The 17570-nt window shown below is 64.6% G+C and carries 10 protein-coding genes and 1 riboswitch; of the genes, 6 read left to right on the forward strand and 4 right to left on the reverse strand.

The genetic code is table 11. The features are described from left to right. Nucleotides 1-5 precede the first annotated feature (5 nt). A riboswitch (cobalamin riboswitch) is annotated at nucleotides 6-233 on the reverse strand. Nucleotides 234-352: 119 nt separating this feature from the next. After that, nucleotides 353-1288, reverse strand: coding sequence for a LysR substrate-binding domain-containing protein (locus tag MRBLMA1_RS08060; RefSeq protein ID WP_363736001.1), 936 nt, complete (start codon nucleotides 1286-1288; stop codon nucleotides 353-355). Between the two features lie 349 nt (nucleotides 1289-1637). Between MRBLMA1_RS08060 and MRBLMA1_RS08065 the strand changes: the two genes are divergently transcribed. The 3 genes from MRBLMA1_RS08065 to MRBLMA1_RS08075 are packed head-to-tail and all read left to right on the forward strand — an operon-like array spanning nucleotide 1638 to nucleotide 7405. Then, nucleotides 1638-4832, forward strand: coding sequence for an efflux RND transporter permease subunit (locus tag MRBLMA1_RS08065; RefSeq protein ID WP_363736002.1), 3195 nt, complete (start codon nucleotides 1638-1640; stop codon nucleotides 4830-4832). Further along, entirely contained in the window at nucleotides 4825-6018 is a 1194-nt protein-coding gene (locus MRBLMA1_RS08070) for an efflux RND transporter periplasmic adaptor subunit (protein ID WP_363736003.1), read from the forward strand. Before MRBLMA1_RS08065 ends, MRBLMA1_RS08070 begins: the two co-directional genes overlap by 8 nt. Then, a complete protein-coding gene (locus MRBLMA1_RS08075; RefSeq protein WP_363736004.1) occupies nucleotides 6008-7405 on the forward strand; it encodes an efflux transporter outer membrane subunit in 1398 nt (465 codons plus the stop codon). Before MRBLMA1_RS08070 ends, MRBLMA1_RS08075 begins: the two co-directional genes overlap by 11 nt. Nucleotides 7406-7526: 121 nt before the next feature. On the opposite strand, the gene MRBLMA1_RS08080 is transcribed toward MRBLMA1_RS08075, so the two are convergent. The 3 genes from MRBLMA1_RS08080 to MRBLMA1_RS08090 form a co-directional block, all read right to left on the reverse strand. Further along, on the reverse strand, nucleotides 7527-7769 hold the full coding sequence (locus MRBLMA1_RS08080) for a hypothetical protein (protein ID WP_013053883.1): 243 nt from the start codon (nucleotides 7767-7769) through the stop codon (nucleotides 7527-7529). A 23-nt stretch (nucleotides 7770-7792) separates the two neighbouring features. After that, nucleotides 7793-8716 carry a formylglycine-generating enzyme family protein gene (locus tag MRBLMA1_RS08085; RefSeq protein WP_363736875.1) on the reverse strand — a complete coding sequence of 308 codons (924 nt, stop codon included), beginning with the start codon at nucleotides 8714-8716 and terminating at the stop codon, nucleotides 7793-7795. A 129-nt stretch (nucleotides 8717-8845) separates the two neighbouring features. After that, nucleotides 8846-11275, reverse strand: coding sequence for a TonB-dependent receptor (locus MRBLMA1_RS08090; RefSeq protein WP_363736005.1), 2430 nt, complete (start codon nucleotides 11273-11275; stop codon nucleotides 8846-8848). 444 nt (nucleotides 11276-11719) lie between these two features. Between MRBLMA1_RS08090 and MRBLMA1_RS08095 the strand changes: the two genes are divergently transcribed. From MRBLMA1_RS08095 to MRBLMA1_RS08105, 3 genes are read left to right on the forward strand one after another with little or no spacing between them, the layout of a single operon-like run. Further along, entirely contained in the window at nucleotides 11720-14788 is a 3069-nt protein-coding gene (locus MRBLMA1_RS08095) for a CHAT domain-containing protein (protein ID WP_414714762.1), read from the forward strand. A gap of 5 nt (nucleotides 14789-14793) precedes the next feature. Next, the gene (locus MRBLMA1_RS08100) at nucleotides 14794-16833 is read left to right on the forward strand and encodes an adenylate/guanylate cyclase domain-containing protein (protein WP_363736007.1); all 2040 of its coding nucleotides are present in this window, start codon (nucleotides 14794-14796) and stop codon (nucleotides 16831-16833) included. Continuing rightward, on the forward strand, nucleotides 16820-17569 hold the full coding sequence (locus tag MRBLMA1_RS08105; RefSeq protein ID WP_363736008.1) for a hypothetical protein: 750 nt from the start codon (nucleotides 16820-16822) through the stop codon (nucleotides 17567-17569). The genes MRBLMA1_RS08100 and MRBLMA1_RS08105 overlap by 14 nt, the downstream gene beginning before the upstream one ends. Nucleotide 17570: the final 1 nt, after the last annotated feature.

Genomic DNA, 17570 nt, shown 5'->3' on the forward strand with positions numbered 1-17570 from the left:
AAGGCAAGAGCGACCAGACGCAGGCAGGTTTCCTGGCTTGCGGGTCACGGCTCGGCGCATGGCCTTCCCAGGCCTCGCATGGTTTAGCGTCCGGCCCAGTGGCTGATCATCCGGTGTTCCGGAGGATCGCTATGCGTCTCGCTCACCGCTTACAGTTGCAGGGACAGCTGCGGATTCATCACCGCATTCCCTATTAAGCCCCTTGCGAGGGCACCGGCGCGATCATGAAGACCAACCGAAACCGGTCTTCACGGCCGTGCATAGAGGCTGGGAAAAGAAATGGGAAGGGGCGGCTTCATCGGCGCCTTCATCAGCGGTCGTTCCCTGATGAAGCATTGGGCGATGAACCCCGTCATGGCGGGGTGGCGCATCGGCTGTCGCTGGAAGTGATTCCGGTCGACCGGCATTCTTCGAGCAGGGTGTCGAGGAACGCCAGGCCGGTGGGCGACAGTTCCCGATCGTGGATCAGCCAGAGCGAACTCATGACCGGCAAGTCGAACGGGCGGTTGACCACATTGTCAAGGTGTAGCCGCGCCATTGACAAGGGTATGACCGTAGGCCCGAACCCCGCCGAAACCAGGCCCAGCAGAGTGGCCAGGCTGCGGGCTTCATGGGAGATTTTGGGGACGAAGCCAGCCTCCGTGCAAAGGGCCCGGAAATGTTCCGTGAAGCCGGTGCCATTGGGTGCGCCGTACAGGACCAGCGGTTCATCGAAAAGGTCGGCAATCCGGGGAGGGGCCGCCCTCAACGCCAGCGGATGATCCGCGCGCAGCGCCAGGACCATCTCTTCCTTGAGCAGGCATTGCGACAGCAAGCCATCAGGCAGCGTCAATGCCGTGAAATCACGCAAGATTCCAAGATCGAGCTGGCGGCTGGCGACCCCCTCTATCTGTTCGTCCCGGCCCTGTTCGCGCAGGATCAGTTCGACGTCGGGATGGGCTTTGCGGAAGCGGTAGAGTGCGCGCGCGATCGGCGGCACGAAGGGTCCGGACGTAGTGAAACCCAGTCCCAGCCGCCCGATCTCCGCACGCTGCGCCATGCGCGCGATCTGTGCGGCGCGGTCGGCCTGGGCAAGCGTCCTGCGGGCTTCCGGCTCGAACAGCCGGCCGGCCTCCGTCAGGCGCACCTTGCGGCTGGTGCGATCGAACAGGCGGACGCCAAGCTCCTCCTCCAGGGCGCGGATTTGCTGGCTGAGCGGCGGCTGGGATATGCCAAGGCGAAGCGCGGCGCGGCCAAAATGCATCTCTTCAGCGACGCACAGGAAATAACGAAGGTGGCGCAGGTCCATATATCATGTCGTCAAAGATATCGATCATGCCATATTATATATTAGACGTGGAATGTCCAAGGGCGCATGGGCGTTTCCGAATGCGGCGGTGTCCCATGACCGTCGGGCGGAGGTGCGCGGGCTATGCCCCCTCATTGCCGCAGCACTCCGCCATGGTCGGGGATGTCGTCGCATTCTTGGGCGCTTTGTCAGGCAGGCCGGTCATCGACAATCGCCTGAAAATGCAAAAAAAGATATGCGCATTTCCTGGCGCTGTTCGTCCCTGGTCCCAGAAGGCGAAAATATATTCGGAGAGGTCGCGTTTCATGTGCGGCGGGGATCACCTGGCGGCGCTTGCGTGGAGTCGTGAATGATCGATATCGTCAAGGTTGCCCTACATCGTCCGCTGACCTTCATCGTAATGGCAATCCTGATCGCGATCGGCGGGGTTCTGGCGGCCGTGCGCACCCCGGTCGACATCTTCCCCAACATCCGCATCCCGGTGGTGGCCGTTGCCTGGCAATATGCGGGCCTGTCGCCGGAGGACATGGCGAACCGCATCGTCAATCCCTATGAGCGGGTGCTGACGACGACGGTCAATGATATCGACCATATCGAGAGCCAGTCGCTTCAGGGTATCGGCGTCATCAAGATCTATTTCCAGCCGGGCGCCGACATCCGGACCGCCACGGCGCAGGTGACATCGGTGTCGCAGACCGTGCTGCGCCAGATGCCGCCGGGAATTACGCCACCGCTGATCCTGAACTATAGTGCATCGACCGTTCCCATCCTCCAGCTTGCCCTGTCGGGAAAGGGGCTGTCGGAACAGCAATTGTTCGACATGGGCATGAACCAGGTCCGCCCGCCTCTGATCACGGTGCCCGGTCTTGCCATGCCATTCCCGTCCGGCGGCAAGCAGCGGCAGGTTCAGATCGACCTCAACCCGCTGGCGCTTCAATCGAAGGGGCTGTCGGCGCAGGATGTGGGCGCTGCCATCGCGGCGCAGAACCAGATCAACCCGGCCGGCTTCGTCAAGATCGGCGAAACGCAATATAGCGTGAAGTTGAACAACGCCCCGTCCTCCATCGAGGCACTGAACGACCTGCCGGTCAAGGTCGTGAACGGCGCGACCATCACCATGCGGGACGTCGCGCATGTTCGCGACGGCAGCGGTCCGCAGCAGAATATCGTGCATGTCGAGGGCAGCCGGTCGGTGCTGCTGACCGTCCTCAAGAACGGCGCGACCTCCACCCTGGCGATCGTTGACGGCGTCAAGCAGAAACTGCCGCAGATTGCCGCGGGCCTGCCCGACACGCTCAAGATCCTGCCCATCGGCGATCAGTCGCTTTTCGTGAAGGCAGCCGTGGAAGGCGTCATTCATGAAGGCGCGATCGCTGCGGCGCTGACATCGCTGATGATCCTGCTGTTCCTGGGATCCTGGCGTTCGACGGTGATCATCGCCCTGTCGATCCCGCTCGCCATATTGGCCGCCATCGCGGCGCTGGCGGCTTTTGGCCAGACGCTGAACGTCATGACGCTGGGCGGTCTGGCCCTGGCGGTCGGCATATTGGTCGACGATGCGACCGTGACCATAGAAAATATCAACTGGCATCTGGAACAGGGCAAGGGCGTGATCGAAGCCATATTGGACGGCGCGGCGCAGATCGTGACGCCGGCCTTCGTATCGCTGCTGTGCATATGCATCGTTTTCGTGCCGATGTTCTTCCTGCCCGGCGTCGCAGGCTTCCTGTTCGTGCCGATGGCCCTGTCCGTCGTATTCGCGATGATCGCGTCCTTCATCCTGTCGCGGACGCTGGTGCCGACCATGGCGATGTATCTGCTGAAGCCCCATGCCGAGGGGGGCGATATGCACCTGGCCGGGGCGCCCGCTTCCCGCAATCCGCTGGTCCGGTTCCAGCGCGGGTTCGAAAAGCGCTTCGAGAAGACCAGGCGCGGCTATGTCGGGCTGCTGCACCGGGCTCTCCATGCGCGCAAGCCCTTCCTGCTGGGCTTCATGGCCATTGTGCTGCTGTCCTTCGCGCTGCTGCCGATGCTGGGCAGCAATTTCTTCCCCTCGGTCGATTCCGGCCAGATCGCGATGCATGTGCGCGTGCCGGTGGGCGCGCGGATCGAAGACAGTGCCGCGCGCTTCGATCGCATCGCGCGGGAAGTCCGCTCGATGATTCCGGCGGAGGAACTCGCCTCCATCACGGACAATATCGGCCTGCCGGTCAGCGGCATCAACACCATCTACAACAATAGCGGCACCATTGGCCCGCAGGATGGCGACATGCTGATCGCCCTGACGAGGGATCACCGGCCGACCGACGAGATTGTCGCGAAGCTGCGGCGGGAATTGCCCCGTCGCTTCCCTGGAACGAGCTTCGCCTTCCTGCCGGCCGACATCACCAGCCAGATCCTAAATTTCGGCGCGCCAGCCCCCATCGACGTGCAGATTGCGGGCAAGAATGCCGATGGCAACCGCGCCTATGCCCAGAAGCTGCTGGCGAGGATGGCGGCCATTTCCGGGCTGGCCGATGCCCGTATCCAGCAGCCGGCACGCTCGCCCCAGCTCGAGGTGGAGGTCGACCGTTCGCGGGTCGGGCAATATGGACTTTCGGAGCGCGACGTGACGACCAGCCTGGCCAGCCAGCTTGCGGGTACTTCGCAAACGGCACCGGTCTATTTCGTGAATCCGGAAAACGGCGTCCAGTATCCGGTGGTCGCGCAGGCGCCGGAATATCTTGTGGGATCGATGAGCGATCTCAGCAATGTGCCGGTGTCGAGCAGTGCGTCCGGCGCCCCTGTTCAGCCGCTGGGCGGGCTGGCGACGATCCGGCGGTCCAACACGGTGCCGGTTGTCACGCACTATGATATTGCGCCCGTGCTGGACATTTTCGCGACGACGCAGGGACGGGATCTGGGCGCGGTCGCCGCCGATGTTCAACGGGCGATCAAATCATTGGAGAAGGAACTGCCCAAGGGCACGACCGTCACAATTCGCGGCCAATATGCGACGATGAACACGGCCTTTTCGGGGCTTGGCTGGGGTCTGGCGGGGGCGATCGTGCTGATCTACCTGTTGATCGTCGTCAATTTCCAGAGCTGGGTCGATCCCTTCGTGATCATCACCGCCTTGCCCGCGGCGCTGGCGGGCATTGTGTGGATGCTGTTCATTACCGGCACGACATTGTCCGTGCCGGCGCTGACCGGGGCGATCATGTGCATGGGCGTGGCGACCGCCAACTCCATCCTGGTCGTCAGCTTTGCGCGGGAAAAGCTCGCCGAACTCGGCGATGCCGGCAAGGCCGCGCTGGAGGCGGGCATGGTGCGCTTTCGCCCGGTGCTGATGACCGCGCTCGCCATGATCATCGGAATGGGACCGATGGCGCTCGGCCTGGGCGATGGCGGCGAGCAGAATGCGCCGCTTGGCCGCGCCGTCATCGGCGGCCTGATCTGCGCGACCACCGCAACCCTGTTCTTCGTCCCCACCATTTTTGCCTTCGTCCATCGCAAGCATGGGCAGAAGGCGCCTTCCCTGGAAATGCAGCCCCACCATGTCTGAGCACAACCCCATCGAACATCCCGAGGCACAAGGCCCCGACAGCCGCACGCTGAAGCGGGTGGGCGTCGGTGCGGCGGTCATCGCCGTCGCTGTTGTCGGCCTGGGCATCGCATCGCGCATCCACGCGACCAATGAGCTGAAGCAGGTGGCCGCCGACGCCGCCATACCCACCGTCGCGGTCGTGATGCCCGCCACCGCCGGCGAGGGCGACGCGCTGGTTCTGCCTGGCAATGTTCAGGCCTATAACAGCGCGGCGATCTTTGCCCGGACCAACGGCTATGTGCGGCGCTGGCTGGCCGATATCGGCGATCATGTCCGGGCCGGCGAGCCGCTTGCCATATTGGACGCGCCAGAGGTTGACCAGCAGCTCGCGCAGGCGCAGGCGGATTATCAGACCGCGCTCGCCAATGAACGGCTGGCCGCCACCACCTCCCGGCGGTGGTCGTCGATGTTGGCGCAGGATGCCGTTTCACGGCAGGAGGCGGACGAGAAGGCCGGCGATCTTGCCGCGCGCAAGGCGCTGTCCAACGCCGCGCTCGCCAATGTGAAACGCTTGCAGGCGCTGCAAGGATTCACCCGGCTGTCGGCGCCGTTCAGCGGCGTAGTGACCAGCCGGTCGGCGCAGATCGGGGCGCTGGTGGTGGCGGGCAATGCGGCGGCCCAGCCCCTGTTCACCGTGTCGGACACCCACCGGATGCGCATCTATGTGCGCGTGCCGCAGGGCTATTCGGCCGCCATCAGGCCCGGCATGGCGGCAACGCTGACCCTGCCGGAATATCCCGGGCGCAGTTTCGATGCTATGCTGACCAGCAGTTCGGGTGCGGTAGATGCGCAGTCAGGCGCGGTGCTGGTGCAGTTGCAGGCGGACAATGGCGACGGCGCGCTGAAGCCGGGTGCTTACGCGCAGGTCCGCTTCAAGGTGCCGGCGGGATCCGGCAATGGCGTGACCTTGCCGGGAAGCGCGATCCTCTACGGCAATGACGGACCGACCGTAGCGGTGGTGGGCGGGGATGGCCGCGTGGCTGTAAAGCCAGTCACCATCGCCCGCGACGAGGGCAATGTCGTGTTGCTTTCGGGTGGGGTCCGGCCAACAGACCGGGTCATCGACACGCCGCCCGACGCCATTCGCAGCGGCGACAAGGTGCACGTTCAGAGAGCTGCCAAGGATGTGGCCCATGGGGGTTGATCGCAGGATTGCGTTTCTGCTGCTGGTGGTGGGGCTGGCGGGATGTTCGATGGCGCCGGACTATCGGCCACCTGCAACCCCGGTGCCGCAGAATTTCAAGGAATTGGAAGGGTGGACGGCTGCGACGCCGATGGATCAGGCTCCGCGTGGCCAGTGGTGGGAAGCCTTTGGCGACCCGGTGCTGAACGATCTGGAGGCGCGGGCGGAGCAGGCCAGCCCGACCCTGGCGGCGGCGTTGGCGCGCTATGACCAGGCGAAGGCGGCGGCAGGGATCGAGCGGGCGGACCTGTTCCCACAGGTAAACGCAGGGGGCGACGCGAGCCGTCAGCGGCTGTCGGGCAATCGCTTCGGCGGCAATGGGGCGGCGCCGGTCTATGATGATTTTTCGGTCGGGGCGACGCTCGACTATGAGTTGGACCTGTGGGGCCGCATCCGCAACAGCGTGAAAGCGGCGCGGGCTGACACGCAGGCAAGCGAAGCCGATCTTGCGTCCGCCCGGCTTAGCCTTCAGGCGGCTGTGGCGGATGCCTATGCCCGGTTGCGCGGGCTGGATGCGGAGGCGGAACTGCTGCGCCAGACGGTGGATGCGTTCGGCAAGGCCTATCGCCTGACCACGACGCGGCATGATGGCGGCATAGCGTCCGGCATCGACGTCAATCGCGCGAAGACCGTGCTGGACAATGCGCAGGCGCAGATTTCCGCCGTCGCCAATGAGCGGGCGGCGACCGAGCATGAGATCGCCGCGCTGGTGGGGGCCATAGCGTCCGACTTTTCGATCCCGGTGCGGGTGCAGCCGCTCAGGGCGCCCGAACTGCCGGTCGGCGCCCCTTCGCAACTGTTGCAGCGAAGGCCGGACATTGCCGCTGCCGAGCGGCGAATATTTGCGGCCAATGCACGGATCGGCGTGGCGAGGGCAGCCTTCTTCCCGACGCTGACGCTGGGACTGTCCGGCGGCTATCAGGCCAGTCATGGCGAATTGTTCAGCAAGCCAAACAGCTTCTGGGGTTTAGGCCCGGCATCCGCAGTCCTGGCATTGTTCGACGGGGGACGGCGCAGGGCGGGGGTCAGAATGTCGCGCGCGGAATATGAGGAAATGACGGCGGGCTATCGGGAAACCGTGCTGGGCGCGTTCCGGCAGGTCGAGGATGCCCTGGCGGCGAACCGGCATCTGGCCGATCAGGCGGTGAGCCAGCGCGGCGCGGCGACGGCGGCCGGGCGGACCAGCGAACTGGCGCTCACGCGATATCGCGATGGCGCGTCCGATTATCTGGAAGTGGTGACGGCGCAGACCGACGCGCTGGAAGCGCAGCGGGCTTTGCTGGCGGTGCAAACCCAGCGGATGCGGGCGAGCGTCGCGCTGGTGAGGGCCTTGGGCGGGGCCGTTTGAAGAACCCTGGTTGAAGCGATTTCCAGTCGGGTGGCATCATCCGAAGGTCAGGAAATCGCGGCAGGACACATGGGCGGTCGTCCGATCCGATCGGATTGACCGCTCCAGATCCGCCGCGATCTCAGTGCACTTCCGCCCTCAGCCGTTCGACCAGCTTTTCGATCTCCCATGGCTCCAGCACCCAGGTCCGTGTCTTGCGGCCTTCGCGATGGACTGGCTGGGTCAGCAGGATGCGCGCCTGTTCCTTCGCATGGGGCTTGAAGATCGCAAAATGCTGGGCGCAATCGCGGATCGTGCCGATGATCGGCGCCTTTCCGTCGAGGTCGATCATGGTGGCGGGCTGGTCCCATGGCATGTTGAGCATGATAGATTTCCGTTTTCTGATATTCAGCGCTGCGGATCGCGGACGACACAGCGAAAGCCGATATGGCTGGTGGAACTGTCCACCGCCTGCGGGTGGCGTGCGGCAGGGCGATAGCGCTGGCAATAGCTGGGCGCACACAGATGGGATCCCCCCTTCAACACCTTTCGCGGGATAGGCACGTCGGGATTGACGGGATCGAGGCTTTCGCGCTTCGTGCCGCCCCGCGGGTTCGCGGGAACGCAGCAGCTTCCCTTCGTCTTGCGCGTGATCCTGGGCTGGGCATACCAGTCGGCCGTCCATTCCCAGACATTGCCGATCATATCGTAAAGGCCATAGCCATTGGGCGCATAGCTGCGCACTGGCGAGGTCCGTTCATAGCCGTCCTCCAGCAGATTGCTGCAGGGAAACAGGCCCTGCCAGTAATTGGCCTGGCAAACGCCACCAGGCGCGAGTTCATCGCCCCAGGCATAATCCGCGCCGTCCAGCCCGCCGCGCGCCGCAAATTCCCATTCCGCCTCGGTCGGCAACGCCTTGCCCGCCCATCGGGCATAGGCGTCGGCGTCCTCAAAGACGACATGAACCACAGGATGATCCCAAAGATCGTCCAGATTGCTGTCGGGACCGTGGGGATGACGCCAGTCCGTGCCGAAGCTGAAATGCCACCATTGGCTGACATCGTTCAGATCGACCGGCATGGCGGTGCGCTGAAACAGCAATGACCCGGCGCGCGCCATTTCGGGTGGCATGCCGGGATAATCCTTCGGGTCTGGCGGGGTTTCCGCAAAGGTGCGGTAACCCGTCGCGTCGACAAATTCCGCGAATTGCCGGTTGGTGACGGGCGTCTCATCGATCCAGAAGCCGTCCACGCGTACCTGCCGAACGGGCGCTTCCTCCGGGTAGAAGCGGTCCGAACCCATCGCGAAGAGGCCGCCATCGATAAAGCGCATGGCTGTGGCGATTGCGTTCCCGGTCTCGATCATTCGCCGACCATAGCGGCGGAGAGAACGGCTGTATCGCTCAAAATAAGGACGCCGAAAGCCGCTCCGGCCTTCGGCGTCCCGATCACAGGCGTCTTTTTAGAAGTCCTTGCGGACAGTCACGCCGATCTTGCGCGGTGTGCCGATATTGTAACCCAACCGGCCCCGGCCGCCGCGCTCGCGGTCCAACGAATACAGCGCATTCTCGTCGAACAGGTTGTTCACATAGAGGGTGACCGAAAGGCCGCTGTCCCAACTGACGCCGGTCGACAGGTTGACCAGATTATAGGCGCCCAATCTGTAGGAACCGAAGTTGAAGGCGCCAGTGCCGTAGGCGCCGGTTGCTGGATCATAATAGATGGAATTGGCGAAGCTGCCCGCACCCGGTTCCTGATCGGCAAGCTGGGTGTAGCGATCGCCCACATGCTGGACACTGGCGGTGAAAGACCAATCGGTTTCCGCCGCGATCTCCGCGGTATAGGTTGCCGCTGCCGCCATCTGGAACTTCGGCACGGTGGGCAGGCGGTTGCCCTTGCGGATGCCGGCGATGATCGCGCCGCCCGCGTCAGTGACGTTGCTGTCGATCTTCGAGTCGATATAACTGCCGCTGAGCGACAGATCGAAATTGGGGGAAATGCGGGCGCTCAGTTCCGCTTCCAGGCCCGCCGTATGAGCCTTCGGCACGTTGAAGAGGACGCGCGAGGAACAGCTTCCCGCATCCGCCGTGACCTGCAGGTTCTTGATGTCGTTGTAGAAGAGGGCGGCGTTGAACGTGATGCCTCGGCCTGACGCCTTGACCCCGGCCTCATAGTTCCAAAGCGTCTCGTCCTCGAAAGTCGGACGGTTGCCATAGGTCGCCGCATCCGGCCCGGTGGCGCCGCCGCTGCAGAGCGGCAGGTTCAGCGGATCGTTGACCCCGCCCAGGCGGAAACCCTTGGACGCCTGCACGTTGAAGGTCAGGTCGCGATTGGCTTCATAGCTGGCGATGAGACGGGGGGAGAAGCCGGTCGAACCGGTCTTGTCGCCCACGCGGTTGTCGCCGTTGGAAAAGAGACCACCTGTCTTGAAATCGCGCGTCTCCTTGAAATCATAATAGCGACCGCCCGCCGTCAGCTTGAACTGGCCAAGCTTGTAGCTTGCCTCGCCAAATGCGGCATATTGCTTGATGATGTAAGGAATGTCGGCGTTATAGGGCGAATCGAGCGGGAAGCCATTGGCTGCCCCGGCCGAAGTGCCCGCACCCAGTGTCGCGTCGACAATGGCGTCATAGCCCGGCGTCGGCAAGCGCTGTTCATAGGTGCGGTCGACATGGCTGTAGAAGCCGCCCAGCACCCATTGGAACGGCCCTCCGCCGGTCGAGGCAAGGCGCAGTTCCTGCGTCCATTGCTTGAGCCTGGTCGTGTCCCTCAGATTGGATGGGAGATTGGCGAGAGCAGGCGCCACGCCCAGGGACATCACGAAAGGCGTGACCGACACCGACCCGGTCAACGCGGACGCATCACGGCTGACCAGAATGTCGCGGTGAATATAGGTGGTGATCGAGGTCAGCGCGATGTCCGACCCCATGTCGATATTGGCCGTCAGGTCAGCGAGCGTGGTCTTGTCGCGGAATTCCTCGCGCAGCTTCAGATATTGAGTGCGTTCCGGGAAGACGTCCGACGGGCTGATCAGCGGGTTATAATAGAGGTGATAGCTGTCCTCCCGGTTGAAGCCGTTTGTCCTGATATCCTGATAGATGATGCGCGGCGTCACCTTGATGCCCGGCGCGGGTTCCCACAGCAGGCTGAGACGTCCGCCATAGCGGCGGCCGTCATTGATATTCTTGCCCGCGGCCGGGCCGATGGCGTCGATGAAGCCCGCATAATGTTCGGCATAGCCCACGGCCCGGATTGCCGCCGTCTCGCCCAGGGGCAGGTTGATCGCGCCCTTGCCCGAATAACCGACATCGCCACCCTTCAGGACATTGGCGCCGCCTTCGACCGTGCCCTCGGTCTGGCCGAGTTTCGGCTGCTTGGTGATGTAGCGGACGGTGCCGCCTTCCGAACCGGATCCGAACAGCGTGCCCTGCGGTCCGCGCAGCGTTTCCACCCGGTCGAGGTCGAACAGATCGAAATCGGGCGTGAACAGCGACATGGAGATCACGGACTCGTCCAGATAGACGCCAACCTGTTCCTTGACGCCCGGCTGGTCGCGAACGACCTGGCCGGCGGATACGCCGCGCACGGAGACCTGGCTCTGCCCCGGCCCTAGATTCTGGACCGTCAGGCCGGCAACGCTGCGCGATACGTCTTCGATGGAGGTGGCGCCCATGCGCTGCATGGCTTCGGCGGTCTGCGCATTGATGGAGAAGGGCACATTCTGGATAGATTCGTTGCGTTTCGTGGCAGTAACGATAATCTCGTTACCCGACCAATCGGAGGAATTGTCCGTTTCTTGCGAAAAAGCGGCGGTAGAAATGCTCGACAGTGCCAGAACAAGGCATGAGGCCGATAAACGCAATATGTTTTCGTGGCGCGGAAATCCCGTCATCTCATCCTCCCTTTTAACAAACTGACTATTATAATTATGTTTATTGACTGATATGGGCCTGCGTCCATTTCAGGAATACTATTCAAAACCTAATCTAGATCAGCCCCATCACAGGATGCAATAAAAATTGCGCAAGAGAGATCGATTCTTACGCGACTGTTACCTCCCTGCCTCACCTTCCAGTAGGAGGAGCTGGAACGGGCCGCTTCCAAGTGCCTTTCACCTTGCGGCGCGGCATCGGGCGGCGTTATGACGACCCGATCAAGCAGCAACGGCCATTAGATCGCCGTTTGAGCTTTTTACCGCGATTTCCTGACCGGCGATCATTCCGATCGCTTGGAAATCGCTCTAGGGGGCCCTGCACGGACATATCCGGCAAGGTTTGGGGGACAGGTCTTGGGCATATTGGGGAAGCTGGTTGGCGGTGCTGCCGGATGGGCTGCATTGAGTCTGTCCGTGACGGCGCATGCGCAGGCGACGGGCGACCGGCTATTGCTGAGCGACAGCTTTCGCATCGGCAGCGAGGGCGGCGCCCTGTGCCAGGCGCAGAGCGCGTCGGGCGATCCCTCCGCGCGGACGATGTTCGATCGCGCGTGGACGCTGGTGTGCCGGGATGCAGCTAGTCCAGTAGGTCAGATTTTCGCGCTGCGAAGCGGTTCGGACGATGCTGGTGAGGCATTGCTGGATCGGCTTGCAGCCTCCCGCAAGGGGGCGGTCGAATGCGGTGCGCCCGGCGGTGTCAACCTGCCCGGAATTGGCGCGGCGCTCATGCGCAATTGTACCGGCGCAGTCGGCCCCTATCGCATATTGACCGTCGAGCGCGGCAAGACGGTCTATGTCGCGCAGGGCTATGCAGCCTATGCAAGCGCTCTTGACCTTGGGCTCCGCTCGGTCATTTCAGGGCGGATCGTGCCGGGTAAGCTCGATATCGCGACCGTGGGTGCGAACGGCGCCGGCTATGCCCGTTTGCAGGCAGCGACGCTGGACCCGCAAACGGTGCTTGCTGAAGGCTACAGGCGCAATGCGTCGGGCAATTATGCCGAAGCGGCGGAGTTCTTCGACAGCCTGACGGACCGGCTCGCGCGCGATCCCGATACGGCGAAGCTGACTCCGACCGAGCGGGCGAACCGGGCGCATGAATATCTGGTCAACCGGGGCCTTCAATTGTCCAACCTGGGTCTGTTCGATCAGGCGGACACGGCCTTCGCGGATGCGCGCGGCATTGCCACCGCCGATGCCGTGCAGATCCGGCTGCGCCGCAATTTCGAGGCGATGCATCACATCAACCGGCAGGACATAGCGGGCGCGCTCGCGATACTCGATCGCCCCATGACCGCCGGCGCGACTGCCTCGACTGACGGCGATGACGCGGTTTCCCTGCCGCCGGAGCTGGCTGCGGAAATGAGCAGCGGGGCGTCGCAGGCACGGGCTCTGGGAGTGCGGCAGGACAACAGGCTGACCCCGGCCGAGCGGGCGGCGATCCTGGACGCGCAGGCGCAGCAATTGCGGGGCACGATCCTGCGCCTGTCGGGCCAGCCGGGGCCGGCGCGGGATGTGCTGACAAGAGCGCTGGCCAGCGCCGTCGCGATCCGTGACGGGCGCGTCACGTCGATCACCCGCCTGCGCGCCCAGCTTCTGGGAGAGATCGCCCTGACCTATGAAGCGCAGGGGGATTATGGGCAGGCGGAGCGTCAACTGAACGAGGCGCTGGCATTGCTGGGCGCGCAATATCCTGAAACCATAGCATTGAACGGCGCACGAGCGCGGCTGGGCGCATTCCTGATCCGGCGGGGTCGCAATGAGGACGCGCTGAAGATTTATCGCGGCATCGTCGCCTCCGCCATGGAGAACCGCGCTGCGCTGACCGGCATGGCGAACCAGCTTCAGCCCTATTTCAGTCTGTTGGCGCAGGAAATTCCCACGCGACCTGAACTGACCGCCGATCTGTTCGCGGCGTCGCAGATGCTGATGCGCCCCGGCGCGGCCGATACGCTGGAGCAACTGAGCCGCGAGCTGTCCGCCGGTGACGGAGAGGCAGCGCGGCTTTTCCGCCAGTCGGTGTCCCTGTCGCGCGACATAGAGCGCGGGCGGATCGCCCTGGCGCAATTGCGGCAGGCGGCCGAGGGGCAGGGCGCCTTGTTGCCCGACGTCGCGCAGGCGCAGGCCGACATTGACCAGCTTGCCGCCGATCAGGCCAGTACGCTGGCAGCATTGGCGGCCTATCCCCAATATCGTGCGCTGAGTCCGCAGGGGCTGACGCTGGCCGAAATGCAGGCGACGCTGAAACCGGGCGAGGGCTATTACAAGCTGGCGCAACTGGGCGACGCGCTTTACGCCCTCTGGATCGATGCCGACGGCGCGACCGGATATCGGCTGGTGGCCAGCGCGACCGATGTGGCGCGCAAGGTGACGGCGCTGCGCGAGACGATCTCCATCGATCTCAATGGCGCGCAGACCACCTACGCGCTGGACGTTCCGGTGGCGCGCAGCCTCTATCTCGACCTGTTCGGACCGGTGGAGCAGCGGTTGAAGCCGCTACGGCACCTGATCTTCGAGCCCGATGGCGCGATGCTGCAACTGCCGGTCAATCTGCTGATCGCCGGTCAGGCGGGCGTGGACGCCTATGAGGCGCGTATCGCCCAAGGGGGCGACGAGTTCGATTTTCGCGGCATTGACTGGCTGGGCCGCGACCATGCGGTCAGCACGGCCCTGTCGGCGAGAGCCTTTCGCGACGCCCGGGCGGCGGCGCCCTCCAGCGCGACGCAGAGCTATATCGGCTTTGGCGACAATGCGCCGCTTGCCGGGCCGGTGCTGGCGGCCTCCAGCCGGGGCGCATTGTCCAGCGGGTCCACGGCCGATTGCGGCTGGTCGCCCTTGCAATGGAACCGTCCCATCCCCGCCACGGAGTTGCGGGAAGCGGCGCGGGCCATTGGCGGGCAGGGCAGCGAACTGATTACGGGCACTGCCTTCACGGACGAAGCGGTGATGGCGCGGAGTGACCTCGATCGCTTTCGCATCCTGCATTTCGCCACCCATGGGCTCGTGACGCCGCCGCATCCGGGATGCCCGGCGCGCCCGGCCCTGCTCACCAGCTTCGCGCCGGACCGGAAATCGGACGGCCTGTTGCAGTTCAGCGAGATTTTCGACCTGCGGCTGAATGCTGACCTGGTCGTTTTGTCCGCCTGCGACACGGCGGGCGCGGCCGGTGTGGAGACAACGCGGGCGGCGGGACTTTCGGGCGGCGGCGGCGCACTGGACGGGCTGGTGCGCGCCTTCATCGGTGCGGGAAGCCGCGCCGTCATCGCCAGCCACTGGCCCGCGCCAGAGGATTATCATGCGACCGAGCGGCTCATGGCCGGCCTGTTTGCCGCCGGGGCGGACCAGCCCATGGCCGAGGCGTTGCAGGCCGCACAGATCAGGCTGATGGATGATGCGGAAACCTCCCATCCCTTCTACTGGTCCGGTTTCGCCATCATCGGCGACGGCGCGCGTCCACTGATCGCGCGCCGCTGATCATCATGCCGATGCGGGGCCTGCTGCGCCGCGGCGCGCGACTGGTGCGGGAGACGGGACGCTGGCGCCTGGCAGCGACGGGGGCGCTTTTGCTGCTGGCGCTGTTCCTGGCCGGGTGGGACTGGAACCGTCCCCTGGGCGGCGGAAGGGCGCGAGAAGTCCTGACCGCCGATGCGGAGAGAGGCCTGTACGACTGGCGAGCCGCGACTTTCGCGCCCCGCGTGGCGCAGGACCAGCGCATCCTGATGCTGGTCTATGACGACCAGACCCTGATCGCCACGCGCAAGCGGTCGCCGCTCGACCGGGGCCTGCTGGCGCGGGCGCTTCGGAACATCGATGCCATGGGGGCAAAGTCGATCGGGATCGACATCCTGTTCGACCAGCCGCAGGACGAGGATGGCGAACTGCTCTCCACCCTCCACGCCATGCGCACGCCGGTCTGGCTCGGCTACGCCAATCTGGGCGACAATCAGGAACAGATCATCTTCGAGCAGCAGCAATATCTTGATCGCTTCATCGGCGAGGCGCGGACGGCCAGGGTCCGTCCCGCCAGTATCCGGCTGGAAACCGATGCGGACAATGTGGTACGAAGCTGGCCCGTTCCGACGCCAGGACAGCCCCCCTTGCTGACGCTGGCGATGCAGCCTTCCGCATCCTTTCGCGACTATCGCGGCGCGATCCGCTTCCGCCTGCCGATCAGGCAGGCCGACGGGTCGGAGGAGCCGGTGATTCCCAGTCTCCAGATCGATACCCTGGCCGATCCCGCCATGGCCCCGGCGCTCGCCGCCATGGTGCGCGGGCGGCACGTGCTGATCGGCGGTGATATCGTCGATATCGACCAGTTCGAAACGCCATTATCGGGGCGGCAGGCACGTTCGACCATGATCGGGCTTGAAGTGCACGCGACGATGCTGGCGCAATTGCTCGACGGCGCACGCCTGGCCGCAGTGCCGGAGGGGTGGCGCTGGTTCGCGGCGCTGCTGGTCGTCTGCGCGGCGGGCTTGACCAGCCTGGCGGAATTGCGATGGTTCGCGCTGGTGCCGGCGCTGGTCGTACAGGCCGGGGCGATTGCGGGCGTACCCCTCTGGCTTCAGGCACGGGGATGGGACACCAAGGGACTGCCGGCGGTCGGATGGGTGCTGGGCTGGGTGCTGGCCTTCACGGCCATCGGCGTGGCGGCGCGGGCCGTGACCTCTCAGCAGCGGCGCTTCGCGCAGGCGGCGCTGGGCAAATATCTGCCCCGCGACATCGCCGCGCAGATATTGGCGGAGCCGGAGAAGCTGGCGCTGCACGGCGAAAAGCGGTTGATCTTCACCCTGTTCACCGACCTGGAGGGCTTCACCAAGCTCAGCCACGCCATTGCGCCAGAAATGGTCGCCCAGTTGCTCAATCGCTATCTCGACATGTTGAGCGATGTGGTGCTGGCCCATGGCGGAACCATCGACAAGTTCGTTGGCGATGCGGTGGTCGCCTTCTGGGGGGCGCCCATTGCCCGGCCGGACGACGGACGCAACGCCGCGCTTGCTGCCTACGCCATGTGGCGGGCGGGGGAAGCGTTCCGTCGTGACCTGCCCCCCGGCGTGCCACCGATCGGGCGGACCCGCGTCGGATTGCATCATGGCGAAGCGATCGTCGGCAATTTCGGCGGCGAAGGGCGCATCCAATATACCGCGCTCGGCGACAGCATGAATACGGCATCACGGCTGGAGGCGGCAAACAAGGCGCTGGAAACGAACGTCCTGGCAAGCCGGGAAGCGATGTTGCTGTCGGGGCTGGACTGGTGGCGTCCGATGGGGCGGGTGCGACTGCGCGGCCGATCGACCCCGGTCGACCTGTTCGAGCCGGCGCCGGACTTTCCCGCCGGAGAACGCGCGGCACTGGCGCAGATATTGGCGGTATTCGATGGCGAGGATGCCGACGCGCAGAACGCTGCGCGGCAACGTCTCAAAATGATGGTTAACCATCATCCGGACGATGCGGCCATCGCCAATCTGCTATATCGTTATGAGCATATCGGGGAAGGAAGTAGCTATGGTCTGGGGTAAGCTTGCCGCGCGCGGCGCATTGGCCGGATATGTCGTTGCGGGGCTGGGCGGGCAGGCCGCAGCGGAGACCATGGTGGTGCGCGCCACCGGACCCTCGGCCGCGACCTACAAGCCGGGCAGCAAACTGGGCGATGGCGGATCGCTCACGCTGAAAGCGGGCGATGTGGTGACGCTGCTGGATGCGAAGGGCACGCGGACGCTGCGTGGGCCCGGCAGCTTCAACGTCGCCGCCGCCGCCAGTGCGGCACCCGCCAATAATGTGATGCTCTCCGCCCTGCTGGATACCAAGCGGGTGCGGCGCGCCAGAACCGGGGCAGTACGCGGCACCATTGGCGAAACGCCGGCCGCTCCACCACGCCGACCCAATCTCTGGATGGTCGATGTCGCGCAATCCGGAACGCTTTGCGTTGCCGATCCCGCCGCGGTGCGCCTGTGGCGTGCGGATCCGGCCAAATCGGGAACGGTACGCGTCATCGGCGATGGCGTGCAGGCGACGGCAAGCTTCGCCGCCGGCGAATCAGTGACTGGCTGGCCGGTCGCCGTGCCAGTCCGTGACGGTGCCGCCTATCGCCTGAGCGACGGATCGCGTGCAGCCGATGTTCGCTTCGCACTGGTCAGCCCGGAAACGGCGGGGCTGGACGGCATCGCATCCAGCCTGATCGCGCGCCAATGCACGGCGCAGCTCGACCTGCTGGTGGACACGGCGGCGCTGTCCAACGGGGCCGCGCGGAATTGAT

The organism is Sphingobium sp. LMA1-1-1.1, from assembly GCF_040676365.1.
In the GTDB taxonomy this organism is placed as follows: domain Bacteria; phylum Pseudomonadota; class Alphaproteobacteria; order Sphingomonadales; family Sphingomonadaceae; genus Sphingobium.

Bases quoted from the DNA above. Each gene is read 5' to 3' on its own strand.
- MRBLMA1_RS08060 (WP_363736001.1), bottom strand. From the start codon at position 1,288: ATGGACCTGCGCCACCTTCGTTATTTCCTGTGCGTCGCTGAAGAGATG.
- MRBLMA1_RS08065 (WP_363736002.1), top strand. From the start codon at position 1,638: ATGATCGATATCGTCAAGGTTGCCCTACATCGTCCGCTGACCTTCATC.
- MRBLMA1_RS08070 (WP_363736003.1), top strand. From the start codon at position 4,825: ATGTCTGAGCACAACCCCATCGAACATCCCGAGGCACAAGGCCCCGAC.
- MRBLMA1_RS08075 (WP_363736004.1), top strand. From the start codon at position 6,008: ATGGGGGTTGATCGCAGGATTGCGTTTCTGCTGCTGGTGGTGGGGCTG.
- MRBLMA1_RS08080 (WP_013053883.1), bottom strand. From the start codon at position 7,769: ATGCTCAACATGCCATGGGACCAGCCCGCCACCATGATCGACCTCGAC.
- MRBLMA1_RS08085 (WP_363736875.1), bottom strand. From the start codon at position 8,716: ATGCGCTTTATCGATGGCGGCCTCTTCGCGATGGGTTCGGACCGCTTC.
- MRBLMA1_RS08090 (WP_363736005.1), bottom strand. From the start codon at position 11,275: ATGACGGGATTTCCGCGCCACGAAAACATATTGCGTTTATCGGCCTCA.
- MRBLMA1_RS08100 (WP_363736007.1), top strand. From the start codon at position 14,794: ATGCCGATGCGGGGCCTGCTGCGCCGCGGCGCGCGACTGGTGCGGGAG.
- MRBLMA1_RS08105 (WP_363736008.1), top strand. From the start codon at position 16,820: ATGGTCTGGGGTAAGCTTGCCGCGCGCGGCGCATTGGCCGGATATGTC.